At 67.7% G+C, this 21,778-nt stretch carries 22 protein-coding genes; 13 read left to right on the forward strand and 9 right to left on the reverse strand.

Features of this window, described 5'->3' with window-relative positions; all coding sequences use genetic code 11:
• Positions 1 to 58 precede the first annotated feature (58 nt).
• Both PARN5_RS0110725 and PARN5_RS0110730 read left to right on the forward strand, forming a co-directional pair.
• Entirely contained in the window at positions 59 to 721 is a 663-nt protein-coding gene (locus PARN5_RS0110725; protein WP_017999773.1) for a F0F1 ATP synthase subunit B', read from the forward strand.
• Positions 718 to 1,272, forward strand: coding sequence for a F0F1 ATP synthase subunit B (locus PARN5_RS0110730; protein WP_017999774.1), 555 nt, complete (start codon positions 718 to 720; stop codon positions 1,270 to 1,272). Before PARN5_RS0110725 ends, PARN5_RS0110730 begins: the two co-directional genes overlap by 4 nt.
• A gap of 178 nt (positions 1,273 to 1,450) precedes the next feature.
• Here the strand turns inward: PARN5_RS0110730 and PARN5_RS0110735 are convergent, their stop codons facing one another.
• Positions 1,451 to 2,131, reverse strand: a complete 681-nt coding sequence (locus PARN5_RS0110735; protein WP_017999775.1) for an OmpA family protein — start codon at positions 2,129 to 2,131, stop codon at positions 1,451 to 1,453.
• Between the two features lie 153 nt (positions 2,132 to 2,284).
• Positions 2,285 to 2,878: a methylated-DNA--[protein]-cysteine S-methyltransferase gene (locus tag PARN5_RS0110740; RefSeq protein ID WP_026155339.1), complete on the reverse strand. Its 594-nt coding sequence runs from the start codon at positions 2,876 to 2,878 to the stop codon at positions 2,285 to 2,287.
• Between the two features lie 101 nt (positions 2,879 to 2,979).
• On the opposite strand from PARN5_RS0110740, the gene nth reads away from it, so the two are divergent.
• Complete coding sequence (gene nth / locus PARN5_RS0110745) at positions 2,980 to 3,648, forward strand: endonuclease III (protein ID WP_051071018.1); 669 nt, start codon at positions 2,980 to 2,982, stop codon at positions 3,646 to 3,648.
• Entirely contained in the window at positions 3,645 to 4,652 is a 1,008-nt protein-coding gene (locus PARN5_RS0110750) for an adenosine kinase (protein ID WP_017999778.1), read from the forward strand. The genes nth and PARN5_RS0110750 overlap by 4 nt, the downstream gene beginning before the upstream one ends.
• A 152-nt stretch (positions 4,653 to 4,804) precedes the next feature.
• Here the strand turns inward: PARN5_RS0110750 and PARN5_RS0110755 are convergent, their stop codons facing one another.
• The 6 genes from PARN5_RS0110755 to PARN5_RS0110780 form a co-directional block, all read right to left on the reverse strand.
• Positions 4,805 to 6,982 (reverse strand): 3-hydroxyacyl-CoA dehydrogenase NAD-binding domain-containing protein, encoded by a 2,178-nt coding sequence (locus tag PARN5_RS0110755; protein ID WP_017999779.1) that lies wholly within the window; start codon positions 6,980 to 6,982, stop codon positions 4,805 to 4,807.
• Positions 6,983 to 6,994: 12 nt separating this feature from the next.
• Entirely contained in the window at positions 6,995 to 8,206 is a 1,212-nt protein-coding gene (locus tag PARN5_RS0110760) for an acetyl-CoA C-acetyltransferase (protein ID WP_017999780.1), read from the reverse strand.
• Positions 8,203 to 8,844, reverse strand: coding sequence for a glutathione S-transferase (locus tag PARN5_RS0110765; RefSeq protein WP_026155341.1), 642 nt, complete (start codon positions 8,842 to 8,844; stop codon positions 8,203 to 8,205). Before PARN5_RS0110765 ends, PARN5_RS0110760 begins: the two co-directional genes overlap by 4 nt.
• A 279-nt stretch (positions 8,845 to 9,123) precedes the next feature.
• Positions 9,124 to 10,902, reverse strand: a complete 1,779-nt coding sequence (locus PARN5_RS0110770; protein WP_017999782.1) for an acyl-CoA dehydrogenase C-terminal domain-containing protein — start codon at positions 10,900 to 10,902, stop codon at positions 9,124 to 9,126.
• Positions 10,903 to 10,929: 27 nt separating this feature from the next.
• The gene (locus PARN5_RS0110775; protein ID WP_017999783.1) at positions 10,930 to 11,319 is read right to left on the reverse strand and encodes a MerR family DNA-binding transcriptional regulator; all 390 of its coding nucleotides are present in this window, start codon (positions 11,317 to 11,319) and stop codon (positions 10,930 to 10,932) included.
• Positions 11,320 to 11,412: 93 nt separating this feature from the next.
• The gene (locus PARN5_RS0110780) at positions 11,413 to 11,811 is read right to left on the reverse strand and encodes a MerR family DNA-binding transcriptional regulator (RefSeq protein WP_026155342.1); all 399 of its coding nucleotides are present in this window, start codon (positions 11,809 to 11,811) and stop codon (positions 11,413 to 11,415) included.
• A gap of 155 nt (positions 11,812 to 11,966) precedes the next feature.
• Here PARN5_RS0110780 and PARN5_RS0110785 point away from each other — a divergent pair, with 155 nt between their 5' ends.
• From PARN5_RS0110785 to fdhA, 3 genes are all read left to right on the forward strand, one after another.
• Complete coding sequence (locus tag PARN5_RS0110785) at positions 11,967 to 12,410, forward strand: PaaI family thioesterase (protein ID WP_017999785.1); 444 nt, start codon at positions 11,967 to 11,969, stop codon at positions 12,408 to 12,410.
• A 1-nt stretch (position 12,411) separates the two neighbouring features.
• Entirely contained in the window at positions 12,412 to 12,915 is a 504-nt protein-coding gene (locus PARN5_RS0110790) for a PaaI family thioesterase (protein ID WP_017999786.1), read from the forward strand.
• Positions 12,916 to 13,081: 166 nt separating this feature from the next.
• Positions 13,082 to 14,266 (forward strand): formaldehyde dehydrogenase, glutathione-independent, encoded by a 1,185-nt coding sequence (fdhA, locus tag PARN5_RS0110795; RefSeq protein WP_017999787.1) that lies wholly within the window; start codon positions 13,082 to 13,084, stop codon positions 14,264 to 14,266.
• A gap of 74 nt (positions 14,267 to 14,340) precedes the next feature.
• On the opposite strand, the gene PARN5_RS0110800 is transcribed toward fdhA, so the two are convergent.
• Complete coding sequence (locus PARN5_RS0110800; RefSeq protein ID WP_017999788.1) at positions 14,341 to 14,655, reverse strand: DUF1476 domain-containing protein; 315 nt, start codon at positions 14,653 to 14,655, stop codon at positions 14,341 to 14,343.
• Between the two features lie 135 nt (positions 14,656 to 14,790).
• Here PARN5_RS0110800 and purC point away from each other — a divergent pair, with 135 nt between their 5' ends.
• From purC to fdhF, 6 genes are all read left to right on the forward strand, one after another.
• A complete protein-coding gene (gene purC / locus PARN5_RS0110805; RefSeq protein ID WP_017999789.1) occupies positions 14,791 to 15,555 on the forward strand; it encodes a phosphoribosylaminoimidazolesuccinocarboxamide synthase in 765 nt (254 codons plus the stop codon).
• Between the two features lie 24 nt (positions 15,556 to 15,579).
• Positions 15,580 to 15,819, forward strand: a complete 240-nt coding sequence (purS, locus tag PARN5_RS0110810) for a phosphoribosylformylglycinamidine synthase subunit PurS (protein WP_026155344.1) — start codon at positions 15,580 to 15,582, stop codon at positions 15,817 to 15,819.
• 72 nt (positions 15,820 to 15,891) lie between these two features.
• Entirely contained in the window at positions 15,892 to 16,779 is an 888-nt protein-coding gene (locus PARN5_RS0110815) for a LysR family transcriptional regulator (protein ID WP_036744863.1), read from the forward strand.
• A 92-nt stretch (positions 16,780 to 16,871) separates the two neighbouring features.
• Complete coding sequence (locus PARN5_RS0110820) at positions 16,872 to 17,363, forward strand: formate dehydrogenase subunit gamma (protein WP_051070985.1); 492 nt, start codon at positions 16,872 to 16,874, stop codon at positions 17,361 to 17,363.
• A complete protein-coding gene (locus PARN5_RS0110825; protein ID WP_026155345.1) occupies positions 17,360 to 18,901 on the forward strand; it encodes a formate dehydrogenase beta subunit in 1,542 nt (513 codons plus the stop codon). Before PARN5_RS0110820 ends, PARN5_RS0110825 begins: the two co-directional genes overlap by 4 nt.
• Positions 18,898 to 21,777: a formate dehydrogenase subunit alpha gene (gene fdhF / locus PARN5_RS0110830; RefSeq protein WP_017999794.1), complete on the forward strand. Its 2,880-nt coding sequence runs from the start codon at positions 18,898 to 18,900 to the stop codon at positions 21,775 to 21,777. Before PARN5_RS0110825 ends, fdhF begins: the two co-directional genes overlap by 4 nt.
• The last annotated feature ends 1 nt before the right edge of the window (position 21,778 follow it).

Raw genomic sequence — 21,778 nt, forward strand, 5'->3', positions numbered from 1 at the left:
GTTGGGTGGGGGCGTGACGCGCCCACCCGATTGTGAAACGACCGGCATGGGGTAGGATATGTTCAGCCTGTTGCAACAGACCGCGCCCGTCGTGGTCGAAGAAACCGAAACGGTGGTCATCACCGAATCCGCCGAAGCGGCGGGCCATGGCGCCGATGCGGCCCATGCCGTTGCCGGTGCTGCGGATGCTGCCCATGGTGCGGCCGGCCACGCCGCCAGCGCCCCCGGCATGCCGCAACTGGATTTCACGACCTTCGGCAACCAGATCTTCTGGCTGCTGGTCGTGCTGGCCGTGATCTATTGGGTCCTGTCGCGCATCGCGCTGCCGCGCATCGGCGGGGTCATCTCGGACCGGCAGGGCGCGATCACCGGCGACCTGATGGCGGCCGAGGAATTCAAGCAGAAGGCCAAGGAAGCCGAGGCCGCCTATGACAAGGCGCTGGCCGACGCCCGCTCCGAGGCGCAGAAGATCATCGCCGCCAACAAGGCCGAGATGCAGAAGGAACTCGATGCCGCCATCGCCCATGCGGATGCGGAAATCGGTGCCCGCTCGGCCGAGTCCGAGAAGCGCATCGGCGAGATCCGCGCCTCGGCCGTCGAGGATGCGCGCTCGGTCGCCCGCGAGGTGACGGCCGCTCTGGTTGAGAATTTCGGCGGCGCCGCGGACCAGAACCTGGTCGGCGAGGCGGTCGATCAGCGGCTGAAGGGGACGCTGCAATGAAACGTCTGAGCGTTCTCTTTGCCCTGATGGCGAGCCCGGCCCTGGCGGCCACCGGCCCGTTCTTCTCGCTGCGCAACACCGACTTCATCGTCACGCTGGCCTTCCTGCTGTTCGTCGGCATCCTGGTCTATTTCCGGGTGCCGCAGATCGTCGGCGGCCTGCTGGACAAGCGTGCCGAAGGCATCCGCAACGACCTGGCCGAAGCCCGCCGCCTGCGCGAGGAAGCGCAGGAGATCTATGCGAGCTACGAGCGGCGCCAGCGCGAGGTCAAGACCCAGGCCGACGAGATCGTCGCCAATGCCAAGCGCGAGGCCGTGCTGGAGGCCGAGAAAGCCAAGAAGGCGCTGCAGCTGTCGATCGAGCGTCGTCTGAAGGCCGCCGAAGAGCAGATCGCCAGCGCCGAGGGCGATGCGGTCCGTGCCGTGCGCGACCGGGCGATCCAGACCGCGATCTCGGCCGCGACCGAGATCCTGGGCAAGCAGGCCACCGCCGAACAGCGCGCCGCCGGCATCGACAAGGCCATCGACGACGTGGCGCGCCGGCTGAACTGAAACGAACGAGGGACGCGGCCAAGCGTTCCCGCCGGACAGTGATCTTGAACCCCGCGGCGGCAACGTCGCGGGGTTTTTTCTTTGCCGGGGTCTTTGCCTTTCCGCCCATCGAGGGCGCAAAGGCAAAGGGCCGGCAGCATGGCTGCCGGCCCGCGCCCTGCGGCTGCCGTCTTGCGGATCAGCGCGAGGGGAAGATCAGGATCTCGACGCGGCGGTTCTGCGCCCGGCCCGCGGCGGTGTCGTTCGAGGCGATGGGCTGGCTGGCACCGCGGCCCGCGGTCGAGACGCGGTTCGAGGCCACGCCGCCGGCGGTCAGGATGCCGGCGACCGACCGTGCCCGGCGCTCGGAAAGGTCCTGGTTGTAGGCGGCCGAGCCGGTGCTGTCGGTATGGCCGACGACCTGGATCGTGCTGTTCGGATACTGGTTCAGGTTGCGCGCGATGGTGTAGAGGTCGTTCTGCCCCTGCGCGCCCACCGCCGCCGAATCGGTCGCAAACAGCGTCGATTCCGGCATGATCACCGACAGGTGGTTGCCGTTGTTCACCACGCGGATGTTCGGGTTGTTCAGCGACTGCTGCAGCGCCTTCTGCTGCTGGTCGAGGATCGCGCCGCCGACGCCGCCGACCGCCGCGCCGACGATGGCGCCCTTGATGGCGTCCTTGCCCTGGCCGTTCTTGTCACTGTCGCGGGTCGCGCCCAGGATGCCGCCGACCACGGCGCCGGCGATGGCGCCTTGTTGGGCACGATTCATGCCCTGGCCGGTGGTGCTGCCGGTGCTGCCATATTGGTCGGTCGGCGCGCAGGCCGTCAGGGCGATCGCGCCGGCCGAGGCGAGAAGCAACGGAATACGGGTCTTCATTCGTTTACCTTTCTTTTCGGGGCGATCCACCGCCGCCTGTCCTTGCGACTGGTCCGGAGCATGGCCTCCGGCTCTGGGAGCCCAAACACCGCGACCATGGCATGAGTTCCCGGCCAAGGCTACAGAAAGGCGAAGAAATCCGGCGCCCCGGCGTCACAATGCGGCGATGGCGCGCGGCGCGATGCTCGCGCCTTCGCGGGCCAGCAGGGCGCGCTTGACCGCCTCGCCCCAGTGATAGCCGCCGATGCTGCCGTCGGTGCGGGTGACGCGGTGGCAGGGGATGGCCCAGCTGACCGGGTTCTGCCCCACCGCCGTGCCGACCGCCCGCAGCGCCCGCGGCCGGCCGATGCGCTCGGCCAGCACGGCATAGCTGATGACCTGGCCAGCCGGCACTTCGGCCAGCGCGCGCCAGACCGCCAGCTGGAAGTCGGTGCCGGAAAGCGCGACGGTGATCTCGCCGCTGTCCGAGAGCAGGGCGGTGATGGCAGGGGCCAGCGCCTCGGGCGCCTCGACCGCGCGGGCGCCGGGCCAGCGCGCCATCAGGTCGGCCAGCACCGCCTCGGGCGCCATCTCGCCGGCAAAGCCCAGACCCCGAAGCGCGCCGCCGGTACCCAGCGCCACCACGGTGCCGAGCGGCGTCTCGAAGCGGCCCAGGCACAGCACCTCTGCATTCCCGACGGGCCGGGTGGCAAGGGCGATACGCAACCCGCTGGCGGGGGCGGCGGGGGAAAACAACGTCCGGGTCATGGCAACCTCGCTTCTGTCCGTGCCGCCAGATTAGCGCGCAACGGCCGGGAATCCATGCCGCAATGCTTGCGCTTCACGGCGGGGCGGGGCATCTGGAGGCCATGGCACGCAGCGCATCCCTTCGCACCCCCCCGGCCTTGCCCTATGCGGCGCAGGTGGCGATCTTCTCGCGCTTCCGCGAGGCGAACCCGCATCCGGTGACCGAGCTGGAATACACCAATGCCTTCACCCTGCTGGTCGCGGTGGCGCTGTCGGCGCAGGCGACCGACGTGGGGGTGAACAAGGCGACCAAGGCGCTGTTCGCCAGGATCTCGACACCGCAGCAGATGCTGGAGCTGGGCCTGGACGCGCTGACCGAGCAGATCAAGACCATCGGTCTTTACCGCCAGAAAGCCAGGAACGTCATCGCCCTGTCGCGCATCCTGGTCGAGGACTACGGCGGAGAGGTGCCGCAATCGCGCGCCGCGCTGATGACCCTGCCGGGCGTCGGCCGCAAGACGGCGAACGTGGTGCTGAACAGCGTCTTCGACTTCCCGGCCCAGGCGGTCGACACCCATATCTTCCGCGTCGGCAACCGCACCCGCATCGCGCCGGGCCGCGACGTCGAGGCGGTCGAACGCGCCATCGAGGACAATGTTCCCGTCCCCTTCCAGCAGAATGCGCATCACTGGCTGATCCTGCATGGCCGCTATATCTGCCAGGCGCGCCGCCCGCGCTGCAAGATCTGCCCCATCGAAGACCTCTGCCCCTATGAGGAGAAGACCGAATGACCACCCCCTATGTGATCGGCATCGGCAATGCCGTGATGGACGTGATCGCGCCGACCTCGGAGGCCACGCTGGCGCGGCTGGGGGTGCAGCGCGGCATCATGCAGCTGATCGACCGCGAGCGGTCCGAGTTCCTGATGGCGGCGCAATCGGCCGATCCGCAGGCCGGCAAGGCGCGGCTGGTGCCGGGCGGCTCGGTGGCGAATACGCTGGCGGGGCTGGGGATGATGGGGCTGCGCACGGCCTTCATCGGCAAGGTGGCGGGCGACCCCCTGGGCCTGTCCTATGCCGAGCAGACCGAGGCGGCGGGCACGGTCTTCGTCAACCCGCCGGTCGCGGGCCCGGTCGCGCCGACCTCGCGCTCGATCATCTTCGTGACGCCGGACGGCGAGCGCTCGATGAACACCTATCTGGGGATTTCCGGCGAGATCGGCCCCGAGGACGTCAACCCCGCCACCTTCAGCGGCTGCGACTGGCTGTTCCTCGAAGGTTATCTCTTCGACAAGCCCGAGGGCAAGGCCGCCTTCCTGAAGGCGGCCGAGGCCTGCCACGCCGCGGGCGGCCAGGCGGGGATCGCGCTGTCGGACCCGTTCTGCGTCGACCGCCACCGCGAGGGTTTCCGCAGGCTGGTCGCCGGGCCGATGGACTATGTCATCGGCAATGTCCATGAATGGCAATCGCTTTACCAGGTCGAGGATCTGGAGCAGGCGCTGACCCTTGCGCAGGCCGATTGCAGCACGGTGATCTGCACCCGCTCGGGCGAGGACGCCATCCTGATCCGGGGCGAGGAACGGGTGACGGCGCCGGTGCATCGCGTGGTGCCGATCGATGCCACCGGCGCCGGGGACCAGTTCGCCGCCGGGCTGATCCACGGCCTGGCGCGCGGTGTGCCGCTGGCCGTCGCGGGCCGCATGGGCTGCATCGCGGCGGCCGAGGTGATCTCGCATGTCGGCGCCCGGCCTGAAACCGATCTGCTGGCCGCCTTTCGGAGCGAAGGGCTGATCTAGCCGCCCGTGGCGCGGGCAGCATGGGTATTTGGACAACGAAGAAAGCCTGAAGCGGAGAAGGCGCGCGTCTCATGCGCCTTCTTTGTTGTTCAAATACCCATGCGACGTTTCGGACAAGGCCGAGGCTGGCGGCCTTGTCCGGTGGTTCCGGTTCAGGCCGCCTTGCGGGCGGTCTTGCCGTAGAAGCTTTCGCCCTTTGCCGCCATGTCCTTCAGAAGCTGCGGCGGGGTGAAGCGCGGGCCGAACTTCTCGGTGAGGTTTTCGGCGATCTCGACCGCACGCGGGGCGCCCAGCATGTCGAGCCAGCCGAAGGGGCCGCCCGACCAGGGCGCGAAGCCCCAGCCGAGGATGGCGCCCACATCGCCCTCGCGGATGTCCTCGAGCACGCCTTCCTGCAGCGCGCGAACGGCCTCGAGCGATTGCGCGAACATCAGCCGGTGCTGGATCTCGGTCAGCTCGGGCTGGGTCTCGGCTTCGGGCCATTCGGTCGCAAGGCCGGACCAGAAGCCCTGGCGCTTGCCGGCCTCGTCATAGTCGTAGAAGCCGGCCTTGGTCTTGCGGCCCAGCCGCCCCTGGTCGGCGAGCTTGAAGATTACCGCATCCACCGCATCGTCCGGGTAGGCCGCGCCCATGGCCGCGCGCGTCGCCTTGGCGATCTTGACGCCAAGGTCGATCGAAGTCTCGTCCACCAGCTGCAGCGGTCCCAGCGGCATGCCCATCATCTTGGCCGCGTTCTCGATCAGCGTCGGGCTGACCCCTTCGGCCACCATGCGGATGCCCTCGTTGATATAGGGGATGATGCAGCGGTTGGCGTAGAAGAAGCGCGCGTCGTTGACCACGATGGGGGTCTTGCGGATCTGGCGCACGAAGTCCAGCGCCTTGGCCACGGCGCGCGGGCCGGTCTGTTTGCCCTTGATGATCTCGACCAGCAGCATCTTGTCCACCGGGCTGAAGAAGTGGATGCCGATGAACTGGTCGGGCCGGGCGCTGGCGCGGGCCAAGTCGCTGATCGGCAGGGTCGAGGTGTTGGTGGCGAAGATCGCGTCCTGCGGAAGCACCGCCTCGGCGCGTTTCGTCACCTCGGCCTTGACGGCGGGGTCCTCGAACACCGCCTCGACCACCAGGTCGCAGCCTTGCAGCGCGGCGTAATCGGTGGTGGGGGTGATGCGGGCCAGCACCTCGGCCTTCTTCTCCTCGGTGGATTTGCGGCGGCTGATCGCCTTGTCGAGCAGGCCGGTCGAGTAGGACTTGCCGCGCTCCGCCGCCTCTTGCGTCGAGTCGATCAGCACCACCTCGATCCCGGCCATGGCCGAGACATAGGCGATGCCGGCGCCCATCATGCCGGCGCCGAGGATGCCGAGTTTCCTGACCGTCTGGTCCGGCGCCTCGGGGCGGTTCGCGCCTTTCTCCAGCGCCTCCTTGTTGATGAACAGGCTGCGGATCATCGCCGTGCTGGAGGGGTTCATCAGCACGTTGGTGAACCAGCGCGCCTCGATCTTCAGCGCCGTGTCGAAGGGCACCATGGCGCCTTCATAGACGGCGCTCAGCAGGGCCTTGGCGGCCGGATAGACGCCCAGCGTCTTGCCATGCACCATGGCGCTGGCACCGACGAAGGTCATGAAGCCGGCCGGGTGATAGGGCTCGCCGCCCGGCATCTTGTAGCCCTTGGCGTCCCAGGGCTTCACCAGGTCGGCATCGCCGGCCTTCAGCACCCAGTCGCGGGCGGCTTGCAGGGGATCGGCCACCACCTCATCGATCAGGCCGGCGGATTTTGCCTTGGCCGGGTCGCTGAGCTTGCCTTCCAGCAGGAAGGGCGCCGCGCCCATGGCGCCCAGCTTGCGCACCAGCCGGGTGGTGCCGCCGGCGCCGGGAAAGATGCCGACCATGATCTCGGGCAGGCCGATCTTCGCCTTGGGGTTCTCGGCGGCGAAGATGCGATGCGTGGCCAAGGGCAGCTCCAGCCCGATCCCCAGCGCGGTGCCGGGCAGGGCGGCCGCGATGGGCTTGCCGCCCTTCTTGGTCTTAGGATCCATGCCGGCCAGCTCGATCTTGCGCAGCAGGCGATGCAGCGTCATCACCCCGTCGAAGACCGCCTGGGCGCCGCCCTGCTTCATGCCGGCGATGACGTTCAGGTCCATGCCGGCGGCGAAATCCTTCTTGCCGCTGGTGATGACCACGCCCTTCACGGCCGTATCGGCCAGCGCGTCGTCGATCAGCCCGTTCAGCTCGGCCGCGCCGTCCAGCGACAGCACGTTCATCGACTTGCCGGGCACGTCCCAGGTGATGATGGCGACGCCATCGGCGCCTTTATCCATGGTGAAATCGGTCATCTTCCCCTCCGCTCAGACGCGCTCGATGATGGTGGCCGCGCCCATGCCGGACGCGATGCAGAGCGTGGCGAGGCCCACGGTCTTGTCCTGCCGCTCCAACTCGTCCAGCAGCGTGCCGATGATGATGGCGCCGGTCGCGCCCAGCGGGTGCCCCAGGGCGATGGCGCCGCCATTGACGTTGACGACCCCGGGATCGACCTGGAAGGCCTGCATGAAGCGCAAGACGACCGAGGCAAAGGCCTCGTTCACCTCGAAGAGGTCGATGTCGCTGATCGCCATGCCGCTGTCGCGCAGGATCTTTTCCGTTACCGGCACCGGGCCGGTCAGCATGATCGTCGGGTCGGTGCCGATCTTGGCGGTGGCGCGGATGCGGGCGCGGGGCTTGAGCCCATGCGCCTTGCCGAATTCCGCATTGCCGATCAGCACCGCGGCGGCGCCGTCGACGATGCCCGAGCTGTTGCCGGCGTGGTGGATGTGCTCGATATGGTCCAGATGCGGGTATTTCAGCATCGCCACCTTGTCGAAGCCGGGCATGGTCTCGCCCATCTCCTTGAAGGCGGGCCGGAGCTTGGCCAGATCCTCCATCGTGGTGCCTGGGCGCAGGTATTCGTCGCGATCGAGGATCACCAACCCGTTCTGGTCCTTGACCGGAACGATGGACCTGGCAAAGCGGTTTTCCTGCCAGGCCTGGGCGGCGCGGCGCTGGGATTCAACCGCCAGCCGGTCGGCATCGTCGCGGGTAAAGCCGTATTCGGTGGCGATGATGTCGGCGCTGATGCCCTGCGGCACGAAATAGGTCTTGAAGGTCAGGCTGGGATCGACGGCGATGGCGGCGCCGTCGCTGCCCATCGGCACGCGGCCCATCATCTCGACCCCGCCGGCGATATAGGCCTGGCCGGCCCCGGCCTTGACCTGGTTCGCGGCCAGATTCACCGCCTCCATGCCCGAGGCGCAGAAGCGGTTGATCGAGAGGCCCGGGATGCTCTCGTCCAGCCCGCTTTCCAGCACGGCCGAGCGTGCGAGGCAGCCGCCCTGTTCCTTGACCTGGGTGACATTGCCCCAGATCACGTCCTCGACCGCAGGACCCTCGAGCCCGTTGCGCTCATTGATCGCGTCGAGCAGCCGGGCCGAGAGCGCGACCGAGGTGACTTCATGCAGGCTGCCATCGGCGCGGCCCTTGCCGCGCGGCGTACGGGCGGCATCGTAGATATAGGCGTCGGTCATGCGTCCTCCTTCGCGGCCCGGTCGGCGGGGCTGCCGGGCATCAGGTCATAGGGGTGTTTCCAGCCAGGCAGGGCCTGGATGCGGCCGAGCCAAGCGTCGATATGCGGCCATTCGGCGCGGTCGAAGCCGAAAGGCTCGGGGTAAAACAGATAGCTGCAACAGGACAGGTCGGCGATGCTGGGTGCGTCGGCCACCAGCCAGTCGCGGCCCTTCAGATGCCGATCCAGGGTCTTGAGAGCCGCCTTGCAGCGCCCCTGCATCCAGCCGATCACCTCGGCCGGGCGTTTCTCGGGCGGCAGGAAGTTCATCAGGAAACGCAAGGCGCCGAATTGCGCCGAGCCCTTGTGATTGTCCCAGAACAGCCAGCGCAGGATCTCGTCCCGGTCGCCCTCGGCGAAGCGGCCGGTCTTCTCGGCCAGATGCAGCAGGATGACGCCGGATTGCGTCAGGCTACGGCCGTCTTCGATGAAGACCGGCGCCTCGGCCATTTCGTTCAGCGCCTGGTATTCCGGGCTGCGCGTGGCGCCGCCGAAGAAATCCACGAAGACCGGCTGCCAGGGATAGCCGGTCAGCTGCATCATCAGCGCCACCTTGTAGGAGTGGCCGGATTCTCCGAAACAATGAAGCTGGGCTGGCACGCTGTTCTTCCTTTCTTCATGGTGGCGCCGGGCGTCGCCGTCGCATCGGGTATTTTACAACGAAGAAGCGCCTCAACCCGATCTTAACTTTTCCCGGTCAAGGTGCGAATCGCGGTACAGGCTGGGGAGCCGATGACCGCCAACGGAGAAGCCGCCCCGGTCATCTGGCGAAAACCTGTCCCGCCTGAACAGCGGGGGTGGCCGGGGCGCAACCTGTCGGTTTCTTCGTTGTCCAAATACCCATGCGACCCCGCCGCCAGGCGCCCCCTTTTGCCCGTTTCAAAACCGCGCCGCATCCAGCGCCATCACCGGCTCGGCGCCCGAGCGGATGCGGGCGAGATGCATCGCGGTCGCCGGCAATTGCCGCGCCATGTAGTAGCGGCCGGTGGCCAGCTTGGTTTCGTGGAACGCGGCGTCCTGCGTGCCTTCCTCCAGCGCCTTGCGCGACGCGGCGGCCATGCGGGTCCACATCAGCCCCAGCGCCACATGGCCGAACAGGTGCATGAAGTCATAGGAGCCGGCCAGCGCCGCGTTCGGGTTCTTCATGCCCTGTTCCATGAAGAACATCGCCGCCGATTGCAGGTCCTTCGAGGCCGCCTTCAGCGGCTCGCAGAACTGGACCCGCAGCGTTTCGTCGGCTTCCTGCGCCTTGATCTCGGCTTTCACCATCTCGAAGAAGGCCATGATCGGCTTGCCGCCCTCGGCCGCGAGCTTGCGGCCGACGAGGTCCAGCGCCTGCACGCCGTTCGCGCCCTCGTAGATCATGGCGATGCGGGCGTCGCGGACGAACTGCGACATGCCCTGTTCCTCGATGTAGCCGTGGCCGCCGAAGACCTGCTGCGCCTGCACCGCCGTCTCGAAGCCCTTGTCGGTCAGGAAGCCCTTGATCACCGGCGTCAGCAGCGACACCAGGTCGTCCGCCTGCTTGTCCTGCGCCAGATGCGCGCGGTCGATCAGATGCGCGCCCCAGAAGGCCAGCGCGCGCGCGCCTTCCAGGAAGCTCTTCTGGTCCATCAGGTTGCGGCGGATGTCGGGATGCACGATCAGCGGATCGGCCGGGCCCGAGGGGTTGGCGTCGCCGGTCACCGCCCGGCCCTGCAGCCGGTCGCGGGCATAGGCGGCAGCGTTCTGATAGGCCGCCTCGGCCACGGCATAGCCTTGCAACCCGACGCCGACGCGGGCCTCGTTCATCATGGTGAACATGGCGCGCATGCCCTTGTGCAGCTCGCCCAGCAGCCAGCCCCTGGCGCCGTCGTAATTCATCACGCAGGTGGCATTGCCGTGAATGCCCATCTTTTCTTCCAGGTTCCCGACCGAGACCGCGTTGCGTTCGCCCAAGGTCCCGTCCTCGTTCATCAGGAATTTCGGCACGATGAAGAGCGAGATGCCCTTGGTGCCCTCGCCGCCGCCGGGCGCCTTGGCCAGCACCAGGTGGATGACGTTCTGCGCCATGTCGTGGTCGCCGGCCGAGATAAAGATCTTCTGCCCGGTGATGCGGTAGCTGCCGTCCTCCTGCGGCTCGGCCTTGGTGCGCAGCAGACCCAGGTCGGTGCCGGCATGCGGCTCGGTCAGGTTCATGGTGCCGGTCCATTCGCAGCTGACCATCTTCGGCAGGTAGGTCGCCTTCTGTTCGTCGCTGCCATGGGCGTGGATCGCCGAATAGGCGCCATGGGTCAGGCCCTGATACATGGTGAAGGCCATGTTCGCGGCCGAGAACATCTCGCCCGCCGCCAGGCCGATCACATAGGGCATGCCCTGGCCGCCGAATTCGGGGTCGCAGTCCAGCGCGGTCCAGCCGCCTTCGCGCATGCGCTCGAAACCGGCCCTGAAGCCCTCGGGCGTGCGCACCACGCCATTTTCCAGCCGGCAGCCCTGGCGGTCGCCGACCGGGTTCAGCGGCGCCAGCACCTCGGCGGCCAGCTTGCCGGCGGCGGCCAGCACGGCTTCGGTGAATTCGCGGTCCAGATCGCCATGACCGGGCAAGTCCTGCTGCGAGATCCGCAGCACGTCGTGCAGCACGAATTGCATGTCGCGGATGGGGGCGGCATAGGTGGTCATCGGTCCTCCCAAAGGGTTGGCGCCGGGTCAGGCGCCGGATTTCAGGTTTTGCAGCCAGGTCTCGCCCTGGGCGATCTGGTCGCGCAGCTCGGAAAGCGCGATGCCCAGTTCCTGGTGCTGGCGTTCCATGTCGGCCAGCCGCTCGCGCGCGGTGGCCAGGGTGGCCTCGGTCTGGGTAATGTTGCGCTCGGCCGGGTCATAGAGCTCCAGCAGCTGCCGGATCTGTTCCAGCGAGAAGCCGAAGCGCTTGCCGCGCAGGATCAGCTTCAGCCGCGCCCGGTCGGTGCGGCCATAAAGCCGGTGCTGGCCGTTGCGCTGCGGAAACAGCAGCTCGCGCGCCTCATAGAAGCGCAGCGTGCGCGGCGTCACCTCGAAGGCGTCGCACATCTGCCGGATGGTCATCAACGCATCGCCCATGCCGCTGCCTCCTTTCCCCAGCCGTTGGTCTCGGGATGGAATATAGGCGAAGTTTACGTTCACGTAAGCCCCGACGTGGCGTCAGGCCATCCCTCAGCCGTCGCGGGGCTCGGCCTCCATCCGCGACAGCAGCGCCTCGGTCTCGTCGCGCAGGTCGCGCAGGTCGGCGATGGCGGCTTCCAGTTCCTGGCGCTGCTGGGCCAGCACGTCGAGCTGGCGGTCGGCCAGTTCGATCCAGACCCGATACTGTTCGCGCGTGCCCTTTTCGCCATAGATCAGCAGCCATTGCCGGATGTCCTCGAGCGAGAAGCCGAAGCGGCGGCCGCGCAGGATCAGCTTCATCCGCGCGATCTCGCGCGGGCCGTAGAAGCGCGAGCGGCCCTCTTTCCGGGGGCTGAGCAATTCGATGTATTCGTAATACCGCAGCGTGCGCGGCGTCACGTCGAAACGCGCACACATTTCCTTGAAGCCAATGTATTCGTTACCGGTCATCGCGTGAACCTCGCCGCGGGCGCGCATCGGGGGCGAGCCTATCGCGGGCCGGGCGCAAACTCAACCTTTGGTCGGTCGTGCCGGTCTGGCGGGCGGGCTTGCCAGCCGGGCAGGGGCTGTTACCATTCCGCCAACCAGCAGGAGAACCCAGCCGCATGACCGAGGAAGCCCCGTCCGACCTGTCCGAACAGCGCCGCCGCATCGCGCGCCAGTTCATCGAGGTGATCCCGCATGCGCGTGCGCTGGGGATGCGCTTCGACATGCTGTCCGAGGAGGGGGCCGAGATCTCGCTGCCCTGGCGCGAGGACCTGGTCGGCGATCCGCGCAGCGGCGTGATCCATGGCGGGGTGATCTCGGCCCTGATGGACACCTGCTGCGGGGCGGCGGTGATGGCGCATCCGACCGGCGCGCGCTCGACCGCGACCATCGACCTGCGCATCGACTACATGCGCCCCGCCGTGCCCGGCCAGACCATCCGCGCCAAGGCGAGTTGCTATCACCTTACCCGGTCGGTCGCCTTCGTGCGCGCGGTGGCGATGGACGACGACGACAGCCGCCCGGTCGCCTCGGCCACCGGCGCCTTCACGGTGGAGCGCTGAGATGGCGGGCCGCAACGAGCCGCTGTCGGCGATCAAGTCGCGCCGCAACAATGCGCTGAACGCGCTGGTGGGCAGCGTGCCCTATATCCGCTGGCTGGGCATCAGCTTCGACCGGCGCGGCGACGAGCTGACCGCCGTCTTGCCCTTTGACGAGAAGCTGATCGGCAATCCGATGCTGCCGGCGATCCATGGCGGGGTGACGGCGGCCTTCCTGGAGGTGGCGGCCATCGTCGAGCTGACCTGGACCCAGATCTGGGAGGACATGGAGCAGGGCCGCATCGCCCCCGATGCCGCCGTGCCCGAAAGCCTGCCGCGCCTGCCCAAGACCATCGACTTCACCGTGGATTACCTGCGCTCGGGCCTGCCGCGCGACGCCTATGCCCGGGCGCGGGTGGTGCGGTCCGGTCGGCGCTATGCCAGCGTGCATGTCGAGGGCTGGCAGGACCATCGCCAGAAGCTTTTCGCCCAGGCGACCGGGCATTTCCTGATGCCGCAGGGCGGCTGATCGGCGCGCGGGATGTCTTGATCGTCGCCCCGCATGTCGCAATCGGCGCATTTTGCGCCGCTTCCTGGATTAGGATCGGCATGAGAGCCGCGCTTGGCGCGGCACGGGGCTGACGCGCGCGGCCGGGAGGGCCACGCGCCGCAGACGATCATGGAGGAGAGAGCGCATGAGCAGCAACAGAGGCGTGGTCTATATCGGCCCCGGCAAGGTCGAGGTGCAGGACATCGCCGACCCGAAACTGCAATCCCCCGACGGGCGCAAGGCGCCGCATGGCGTGATCCTGAAGGTGGTCTCGACCAATATCTGCGGCTCGGACCAGCACATGGTGCGCGGCCGCACCACCGCCGAGCCGGGCCTGGTGCTGGGCCATGAGATCACCGGCGAGGTGATCGAGAAGGGCGCCGATGTCGAGATGCTGGAGATCGGCGACATCGTCTCGGTGCCGTTCAACGTCGCCTGCGGCCGCTGCCGCTGCTGCCGCGAGGGCGACACCGGCGTCTGCCTGACGGTGAACCCGGCGCGGGCCGGCGGCGCCTATGGCTATGTCGACATGGGCGGCTGGATCGGCGGCCAGGCGCGCTATGTCATGGTGCCCTATGCCGATTTCAACCTGCTGAAATTCCCCGACCGCGACCGCGCCATGTCGAAGATCCGCGACCTGACCATGCTGTCGGACATCCTGCCCACCGGCTTCCACGGTGCGGTCAAGGCCGGCGTCGGCGTCGGCTCGGTGGTCTATGTCGCGGGCGCCGGCCCGGTGGGCCTTGCCGCGGCGGCCTCGGCCCGCATCCTGGGCGCGGCCGTGGTGATGATCGGCGACTTCAACAAGGAGCGGCTCGAACATGCCCGCAAGGTCGGGTTCGAGCCGGTGGATCTGTCGAAATCCGACCGGCTGGGCGACATGATCGCCGAGATCACCGGCACCCCCGAGGTCGATTCGGCCATCGACGCCGTGGGCTTCGAGGCGCGCGGCCACTCGGGCGGCGAACAGCCGGCCATCGTGCTGAACCAGATGATGGAGATCACCCGCGCCGCCGGCCAGATCGGCATCCCGGGGCTTTACGTCACCGAGGATCCGGGCGCGGTCGACAATGCCGCCAAGCATGGCAGCCTGTCGATGCGCTTCGGGCTGGGCTGGGCCAAGGCGCAGTCGCTGCATACCGGCCAGACCCCGGTGCTGAAATACAACCGCCAGCTGATGCAGGCGATCCTGCACGACCGGCTGCCCATCGCCGATATCGTCAATGCGACGATCATCCCGCTGGACCAGGCGGTGGCGGGCTATGAAAGTTTCGATGCCGGCGTGGCCAGGAAATACGTGCTGGACCCGCATGGCGGGTTGGCGGCCTGAGATCGCGGGCCTGAAACGCAAAACTCCCCGCTCGGCGGGGAGTTTCTTCATGGGGGCGTCCCGCTTGCGGCGGATCAGCTTTCGTCGACGATCTGGTTGCGCGCGGTGGCGCGCAGCGCGACCATCTGGCTGCGGATGGTCTGTTCGTCCACCTTGCCGGCCAGGTCGGCGCTGAGCTTGCGATAGACGTCCTCGTCGCCCGGCTCGTCGAAATCCGAGCTGACGATGGTCAGCGCATAGGCGCGGGCGTCGTCGCCGGTCTTGCCCAGGAGCCCCGCCGCCCATTCGCCGAGCAGGCGGTTGCGGCGCGCCTCGGCCTTGAAGTTCAGTTCCTCGTCGCGGGCGAATTTCGCCTCTTGCGCGCGTTCGCGGTCGTCAAAGGTGGTCATGGCGGCCTCTGCTTGAATATTGATCCCGATATGAGCCCTAAAGCCCGCGCATCGCAAGCCCGTATTGCCCCTGACCCCGTTTCTGGCCTATAGCGCCATTAAAGAATGTCACCTTGCGGACGGGAGAAGCGCAGCATGGCACCAAGGCGCAAGAAAATCTACGAAGGCAAGGCCAAGATCCTGTACGAGGGCACCGAGCCGGGCACCCTGATCCAGTATTTCAAGGATGACGCCACCGCCTTCAACGCCCAGAAGAAGGCGACCATCGAAGGCAAGGGCGTGCTGAACAACCGCCTGTCCGAATTCTTCATGACCGGGCTGACGAATATCGGCGTGCCGAACCACTTCATCCGCCGCATCAACATGCGCGAGCAGCTGGTGCGCCAGGTCGAGATCATCCCGCTGGAAGTGATCGTGCGGAACTTCGCCGCCGGTTCCATCGCCAAGCGTCTGGGCATGGAGGAGGGCACGCCCCTGCCGCGCCCGATCGTCGAATACAGCTTCAAGAACGACGAACTGGGCGACCCCTTCGTCAGCGAGGAATACATCATCGCCTTCGGCTGGGCCAGCCAGCAGGACCTGGACGACATCGTGTCGCTGGCGCTGCGGGTGAACGATTTCCTGTCGGGCGTGTTCTTCGGTGCCGGCATCAAGCTGATCGACTTCAAGATCGAGATCGGCCGGATCTGGGACGGCGATTTCATGCGCCTGATCGTCGCCGACGAGATCAGCCCGGACAGCTGCCGGCTGTGGGACGTCAAGACCGGCCAGAAGCTGGACAAGGACGTGTTCCGCCGCGACCTGGGCAACCTGACCGACGCCTATACCGAGGTGGCGCGCCGGCTGGGCCTGATGCCCGCCAACACCACCTCGCTGACCAAGCCCACGCTCATCAACTGAAGGACCGCCACCATGACCGCCCCGCTGAAAGCCCGTGTGACCATCATGCTGAAGGACGGCGTTCTGGACCCGCAGGGCGAGGCGATCCGGCACGCGCTGGGCGGCCTGGGCTTTGCCGGCGTCTCGGGCGTGCGGCAGGGCAAGGTGATCGAGCTTGACCTGGCTTCGGTCGATGCCGAGGCGGCCCGCGCCGAGGTCGCGCGCATGTGCGAGGGGCTGCTCGCCAATACCGTGATCGAGAAATACGCGGTCGAGATCGTCTGATCCGGCGGCGCCGGGGGCGCTGCCCCCGGACCCCCGGGATATTTGGACAAGAAAGAACGGGAGGGCGGCTCGGTGATCGACAAGCTTTCCATGTTCATGGCGCTGGCGCGCGAGAAGCATTTCGGCCGCGCCGCCGAATCGCTGGGCATCACCCAGCCGACGCTGTCCTCGGCCATGCGGGCGCTGGAGGAGCAGCTGGGCGTGCAGCTGGTGCGGCGCGGCTCGCGTTTCCAGGGGCTGACGCCCGAGGGCGAGCGGGTGCTGGGCTGGGCGCGGCGCATCGTCGGCGATGCCCGCGCCATGCAGGCCGAGATGCAGGCCAGCCGCAAGGGCGTCTCGGGGCGGCTGCGCATCGGCGTCATTCCGACCGCCATGCCGCGCATCGCCGAGCTGACCGGGCCGTTCCTGAAGCGCCATCCCAGCGCCGGGGTCTCGATCCTGTCGCGCAGTTCGGACGAGATCCGCGACCAGATCGAGGCGCTGGAGCTGGACGCGGGCGTGACCTATCTGGACAGCGAGCCGCTGGGCCGGGTGCAGAGCCTGCCGCTGTATCGCGAGACCTATTGCCTGATCGATCTCAGCACCGCCGCCGGCCCCGCCGAATGGTCCGAGGCCGCGACCCGGCCCTTGTGCCTGCTGACCCCGGACATGCAGAACCGCCGCATCGTCACCCGGCACCTGCTGGAGGCGGGGGCGGATGCCATGCCGCGGGTCGAATCGACCTCGATGCTGGCGATTCTCGCGCATGTCGCGACCGGCGACTGGGCGGCGATCCTGCCGCGGGCGCTGGCGCGCGGCCTGCCGCTGCCCGAGGGGGTGGTGGCGCGCGACCTTGACGGCCAGGGCCATATGGTCGGGCTGGTCGTCGCCCGGCGCGAGCCGCATCCGCCCCTGGTCGAGGCCTTGCTGCGGCTGGTCGGGCGCCAGCAGGGCGGGGCGGATATCCCGCCCATCGATTGAAGTTTTCAATCAATAAACGGCACATCACGATTGTTATGGCTATCGTGGACGCCTAATCTGGGCTAAATGTATGAGCCCGGATCGACCTAGCCATGACCTCGCCAGCCAGTGACGCTGACTTCCTTTTGCGCCTTGACGCCATCATCGCCGCCCATGCCGGCCGCGAGGGGCCCTTGCTGCCCATCCTGCACGACATTCAGGCGGAATGGGGCTATGTGCCCGAAGAGGCGCAGCCGGTGATCGCCGCGGCGCTGGGGATGACCCGGGCCGAGGTCTATGGCGTCGTCAGCTTCTATCACGATTTCCGGGATCACCCCTCGGGGCGGCATGTGCTGCGGCTGTGCCGGGCCGAGGCCTGCCAGTCCATGGGCGCGGACGAGTTGGCCGACCGGGTGCGCGCGGCCCTGGGCATCGACTTTCACCAGACCACGCCGGACGGCCGGCTGACGCTGGAGCCGGTGTTCTGCCTGGGCCTTTGCGCCTGTGCGCCCTCGGCGCAGATGGGCGAGCGGCTGCTGGGCCGGGCCACGGTCGAGAAGGTGCAGCGACTGGTCGCGGAAGCGGGAATGGGAGCGGGCGCATGAGGGTCTGGGTTCCTTTGGACGCGGCCGCCAAGGCCCTGGGCGCCGATGAGGTGGCCGCCGCGCTGGCCGGGGATTTCACCGTCACCCGCAACGGCACCCGCGGCATGATCTGGCTGGAGCCGCTGGTCGAGGTCGAGCGCGACGGCCTGCGCTACGGTTATGGTCCGGTCGAGGCGGGCGACGTGCCCGGGCTGGTCGAGGCGCTGCGCAGCGGCGCCGAACATCCGCTGGCCCTGGGGCCGGTCGAGGAACTGCCCTGGATGAAGGCGCAGCAGCGGCTGGTCTTTGCCCGCGTCGGCGTCATCGACCCGTTCTCGGTCGAGGAATATCAGGCGCATGGCGGGCTGGCCGGCCTGCGCCGCGCCATCGAGATCGGGCCCGAGGCCGTGGTCGCCGAGGTGAGCGAATCCGGTCTGCGCGGCCGCGGCGGCGCCGGTTTCCCGACCGGCATCAAGTGGAAGACCGTGGCCGGCGCGCAGGCGCCGCGCAAATACATCGTCTGCAACGCGGACGAGGGCGACTCGGGCAGTTTCGCCGACCGCATGCTGATGGAGGGCGATCCCCTGGTGCTGATCGAGGGCATGGCCATCGCCGGCATCGCCGTCGGCGCCGTCCAGGGCTATGTCTATATCCGCAGCGAATATCCCGACGCGATCCGCAACATGGAGGCCGCGATCGGCAAGGCCCGGCAGGCCGGCATCCTGGGCCAGTCGGTGCTGGGCTCGGCCCATGCCTATGACATGGAGGTGCGCACCGGCGCCGGCGCCTATGTCTGCGGCGAGGAGACCAGCCTGCTCAACAGCCTGGAAGGCAAGCGCGGCGTGGTGCGGGCCAAGCCGCCGATCCCGGCGCTGGAGGGTTTCCTGGGCCGGCCGACGGTGGTCAACAACGTCATCTCGCTGGCCTCGGTGCCGTGGATCCTGGCGCATGGCGGCGCGGAATATGCCAAGCTGGGCATCGGGCGGTCCAAGGGCACGATCCCGATCCAGATCGCCGGCAATGTGAAATACGGCGGGCTGTTCGAGGCCGCCTTCGGCATGACGCTGGGCCATATCATCAACGAGATCGGCGGCGGCACCGCCTCGGGCCGGCCGGTCAAGGCGGCGCAGGTCGGCGGGCCGCTGGGCGCCTATGTCCCGCACTGGAATTTCGACGTGCCCTTCGGCTACGAGGAACTGGGCGCCAAGGACGCGCTTCTGGGCCATGCCGGCATCAGCGTCTTCGACGACAGTGCCGACATGCTGAAGCTGGCGCGCTTCGCCATGGAGTTCTGCGCCGTCGAAAGCTGCGGGAAATGCACGCCCTGCCGCATCGGCTCGGTCCGGGGGGTCGAGACCATCGACCGCATCGCCCAGGGCGACCAGGACGGCATTCCGATCCTGAAGGACCTGTGCAACACGATGAAATGGGGCTCGCTTTGCGCGCTGGGGGGCTTTGCGCCCTTCCCGGTGATGTCCGCCCTGACCCATTTCCCTGACGATTTCAGCGGACGGGGCGCACCCCGACCCGCCAACACCTACCGGGAGGCCGCAGAATGAAGGACTTCATCATTCCCGACCGCGACATGGGCACGCCGGCGGTCAAGTCGGATGTCATCGTCAACCTGACCGTGGACGGCATTCCCGTCAGCGTTCCCGCCGGCACCAGCGTCATGCGCGCCGCCGCCGTGGCGGGGATCTCGGTGCCGAAGCTTTGCGCCACCGACCACCTGACCGCCTTCGGCTCGTGCCGGCTTTGCGTGGTGCAGATCGACGGCATGCGCGGCACGCCCGCCTCTTGCACGACGCCGGTGGGCGAGGGCATGGTGGTTCATACCCAGACCGACGAGATCGCGCAGATCCGCAAGGGGGTGATGGAGCTTTACATCTCCGACCACCCGCTCGACTGCCTGACCTGCGCCGCCAACGGCGATTGCGAATTGCAGGACATGGCCGGCGCCGTCGGCCTGCGCGAGGTGCGCTATGAGCCGGGCCAGAACCATTTCGCCAGGCGCACGGCCGAGGGGCCGAACCCGGAATGGCGGCCCAAGGACCAGTCGAACCCCTATTTCACCTTCGACCCGGCGAAATGTATCGTCTGCAACCGCTGCGTGCGCGCCTGCGAAGAGGTGCAGGGCACCTTTGCGCTGACCATCGAAAGCCGCGGCTTCGACAGCCGTGTCTCGGCCGGGATGGCCTCGGACAGCTTCCTGTCGTCGGATTGCGTCAGCTGCGGCGCCTGCGTGCAGGTCTGCCCGACCGCGACGCTGATCGAGAACAAGGTGATCGAGATCGGCACGCCCGAGCATGTCGTCAAGACCACCTGCGCCTATTGCGGCGTCGGCTGCTCCTTCGACGTGCATATGCGCGGCGAGGAGGTGGTGCGCATGGTGCCCTCCAAGGACGGCAAGGCCAACCACGGCCACAGCTGCGTCAAGGGCCGCTTCGCCTGGGGCTATGCCACGCACAAGGAACGCAAGCTGGAGCCGATGATCCGCGAGAAGATCACCGATCCCTGGCGGGTGGTCAGCTGGGACGAGGCGCTGGATTTCGCGACCGGCCGGCTGCGCGCGGCGCAGGCCAATCATGGCGTCAACTCCATCGGCGTCATCACCTCGTCGCGCTGCACCAATGAGGAAACCTATCTGGTGCAGAAGCTGGCGCGCGCCGTCTTCCGCAACAACAACACCGACACCTGCGCCCGGGTCTGCCATTCGCCGACCGGCTACGGGCTGAAGACCGCCTTCGGCACCTCGGCCGGGACGCATGATTTCGATTCGGTCGATGAGACCGACCTGGCGCTGGTCATCGGCGCCAACCCGACCGATGCGCATCCGGTCTTCGGCTCGCGCATGCGCAAGCGGCTGCGCGAGGGCGCCTCGCTGATCGTCATCGACCCGCGCGAGATCGACCTGCTGAAGACCCCGCATATGGGGCAGGGGCTGCACCTGCCGCTGCGCCCGGGCACCAATGTCGCCGTGGTCACCGCGCTGGCGCATGTGATCGTGGCCGAGCGGCTTTATGACGAGGCCTTCATCCGCGAGCGCTGCGACTGGGACGAATTCCTGGACTATGCCGAATTCGTGCTGGATCCCAAACATGCGCCGGAAGAGGTCGAGAAGCTCAGCAAGGTCCCGGCCGAGCTGATCCGCAAGGCCGCCCGCGCCTATGCCGCCGCACCCCGCGCCAGCATCTATTACGGCCTGGGCGTGACCGAGCATTCGCAGGGCTCGACCACGGTCATGGCGATTGCCAACCTGGCGATGATGTGCGGCAATATCGGCAAGCCCGGCACCGGCGTGAACCCGCTGCGCGGCCAGAACAACGTGCAGGGCTCCTGCGACATGGGCTCGTTCCCGAACGAATATCCGGGCTACCGCCATGTCTCGGACCCCGAGACCCGGGCGATCTATGAACGCGCCTGGGGCGTCGAGCTGTCGCCGGAACCGGGCCTGCGCATCCCGAATATGTTCGACGAGGCGCTGGCCGGCCGTTTCCGCGGCCTCTACTGCCAGGGCGAGGACATCGTGCAATCCGACCCCGACACCCGCCATGTCACCAGCGCGCTGTCCGCGATGGACATCGTCATCGTCCACGACCTGTTCCTGAACGAGACCTCGAACTACGCCCATGTCTTCCTGCCGGGTTCTTCCTTCCTGGAAAAGGACGGCACCTTCACCAATGCGGAACGCCGCATCAACCTGGTGAACCGGGCGATGACGCCGAAGAACGGCTATGAGGACTGGGAGATCACCCAGATGCTGGCGAACCGGATGGGCGGCAACTGGACCTATACCCACCCGCGCGAGATCATGGCGGAAATCGCCCTGACCACGCCCAGCTTCGCCGGCGTCTCGTTCGAGCTGCTGGAACGCGAGGGCTCGGTGCAATGGCCCTGCAACGAGGCCGCGCCGCTGGGCACGCCGGTCATGCATATCGACGGCTTCGTGCGCGGCAAGGGCAAGTTCATCCACACCGAATATGTCGCGACCGAGGAACGCACCGGCGCCCGCTTCCCGCTGCTGCTGACCACCGGGCGGATCCTGTCGCAATACAACGTCGGCGCCCAGACGCGCCGCACCGACAACGTCGCCTGGCACCCCGAGGACATCCTGGAGATCCATCCCTCGGACGCCGAGAACCGCGGCGTGCGCGAGGGCGACTGGGTGCGGGTGGCCTCGCGCTCGGGCGACACCACGCTGCGGGCGCATATCACCGAGCGGGTGGCGCCGGGGGTGGTCTATACCACCTTCCATCACCCGACGACCCAGGCCAATGTGGTCACGACGGACAATTCCGACTGGGCCACCAACTGCCCCGAGTTCAAGGTGACGGCGGTGCAGGTCAGCCCCTCGAACGGCCCGTCGGATTGGCAAGAGGAGTATCAGGCCCATTCCGAACTGTCGCGCCGCATCCTGCCCACCGCAGCCGAGTGAC

This window comes from Paracoccus sp. N5 (assembly GCF_000371965.1).
Lineage (GTDB): Bacteria > Pseudomonadota > Alphaproteobacteria > Rhodobacterales > Rhodobacteraceae > Paracoccus.

Excerpts from the sequence above, each read along its gene's own strand:
- PARN5_RS0110730 (WP_017999774.1), top strand. The coding sequence starts at position 718 with ATGAAACGTCTGAGCGTTCTCTTTGCCCTGATGGCGAGCCCGGCCCTG.
- PARN5_RS0110780 (WP_026155342.1), bottom strand. The coding sequence starts at position 11,811 with ATGACCGGTAACGAATACATTGGCTTCAAGGAAATGTGTGCGCGTTTC.
- purC (WP_017999789.1), top strand. The coding sequence starts at position 14,791 with ATGGCACCAAGGCGCAAGAAAATCTACGAAGGCAAGGCCAAGATCCTG.
- fdhA (WP_017999787.1), top strand. The coding sequence starts at position 13,082 with ATGAGCAGCAACAGAGGCGTGGTCTATATCGGCCCCGGCAAGGTCGAG.
- nth (WP_051071018.1), top strand. The coding sequence starts at position 2,980 with ATGGCACGCAGCGCATCCCTTCGCACCCCCCCGGCCTTGCCCTATGCG.
- PARN5_RS0110800 (WP_017999788.1), bottom strand. The coding sequence starts at position 14,655 with ATGACCACCTTTGACGACCGCGAACGCGCGCAAGAGGCGAAATTCGCC.
- PARN5_RS0110820 (WP_051070985.1), top strand. The coding sequence starts at position 16,872 with ATGACCTCGCCAGCCAGTGACGCTGACTTCCTTTTGCGCCTTGACGCC.
- PARN5_RS0110755 (WP_017999779.1), bottom strand. The coding sequence starts at position 6,982 with ATGACCGATTTCACCATGGATAAAGGCGCCGATGGCGTCGCCATCATC.
- PARN5_RS0110740 (WP_026155339.1), bottom strand. The coding sequence starts at position 2,878 with ATGACCCGGACGTTGTTTTCCCCCGCCGCCCCCGCCAGCGGGTTGCGT.
- PARN5_RS0110775 (WP_017999783.1), bottom strand. The coding sequence starts at position 11,319 with ATGGGCGATGCGTTGATGACCATCCGGCAGATGTGCGACGCCTTCGAG.
- fdhF (WP_017999794.1), top strand. The coding sequence starts at position 18,898 with ATGAAGGACTTCATCATTCCCGACCGCGACATGGGCACGCCGGCGGTC.
- PARN5_RS0110825 (WP_026155345.1), top strand. The coding sequence starts at position 17,360 with ATGAGGGTCTGGGTTCCTTTGGACGCGGCCGCCAAGGCCCTGGGCGCC.
- PARN5_RS0110785 (WP_017999785.1), top strand. The coding sequence starts at position 11,967 with ATGACCGAGGAAGCCCCGTCCGACCTGTCCGAACAGCGCCGCCGCATC.
- PARN5_RS0110770 (WP_017999782.1), bottom strand. The coding sequence starts at position 10,902 with ATGACCACCTATGCCGCCCCCATCCGCGACATGCAATTCGTGCTGCAC.
- PARN5_RS0110790 (WP_017999786.1), top strand. The coding sequence starts at position 12,412 with ATGGCGGGCCGCAACGAGCCGCTGTCGGCGATCAAGTCGCGCCGCAAC.
- PARN5_RS0110760 (WP_017999780.1), bottom strand. The coding sequence starts at position 8,206 with ATGACCGACGCCTATATCTACGATGCCGCCCGTACGCCGCGCGGCAAG.
- PARN5_RS0110750 (WP_017999778.1), top strand. The coding sequence starts at position 3,645 with ATGACCACCCCCTATGTGATCGGCATCGGCAATGCCGTGATGGACGTG.
- PARN5_RS0110735 (WP_017999775.1), bottom strand. The coding sequence starts at position 2,131 with ATGAAGACCCGTATTCCGTTGCTTCTCGCCTCGGCCGGCGCGATCGCC.
- PARN5_RS0110725 (WP_017999773.1), top strand. The coding sequence starts at position 59 with ATGTTCAGCCTGTTGCAACAGACCGCGCCCGTCGTGGTCGAAGAAACC.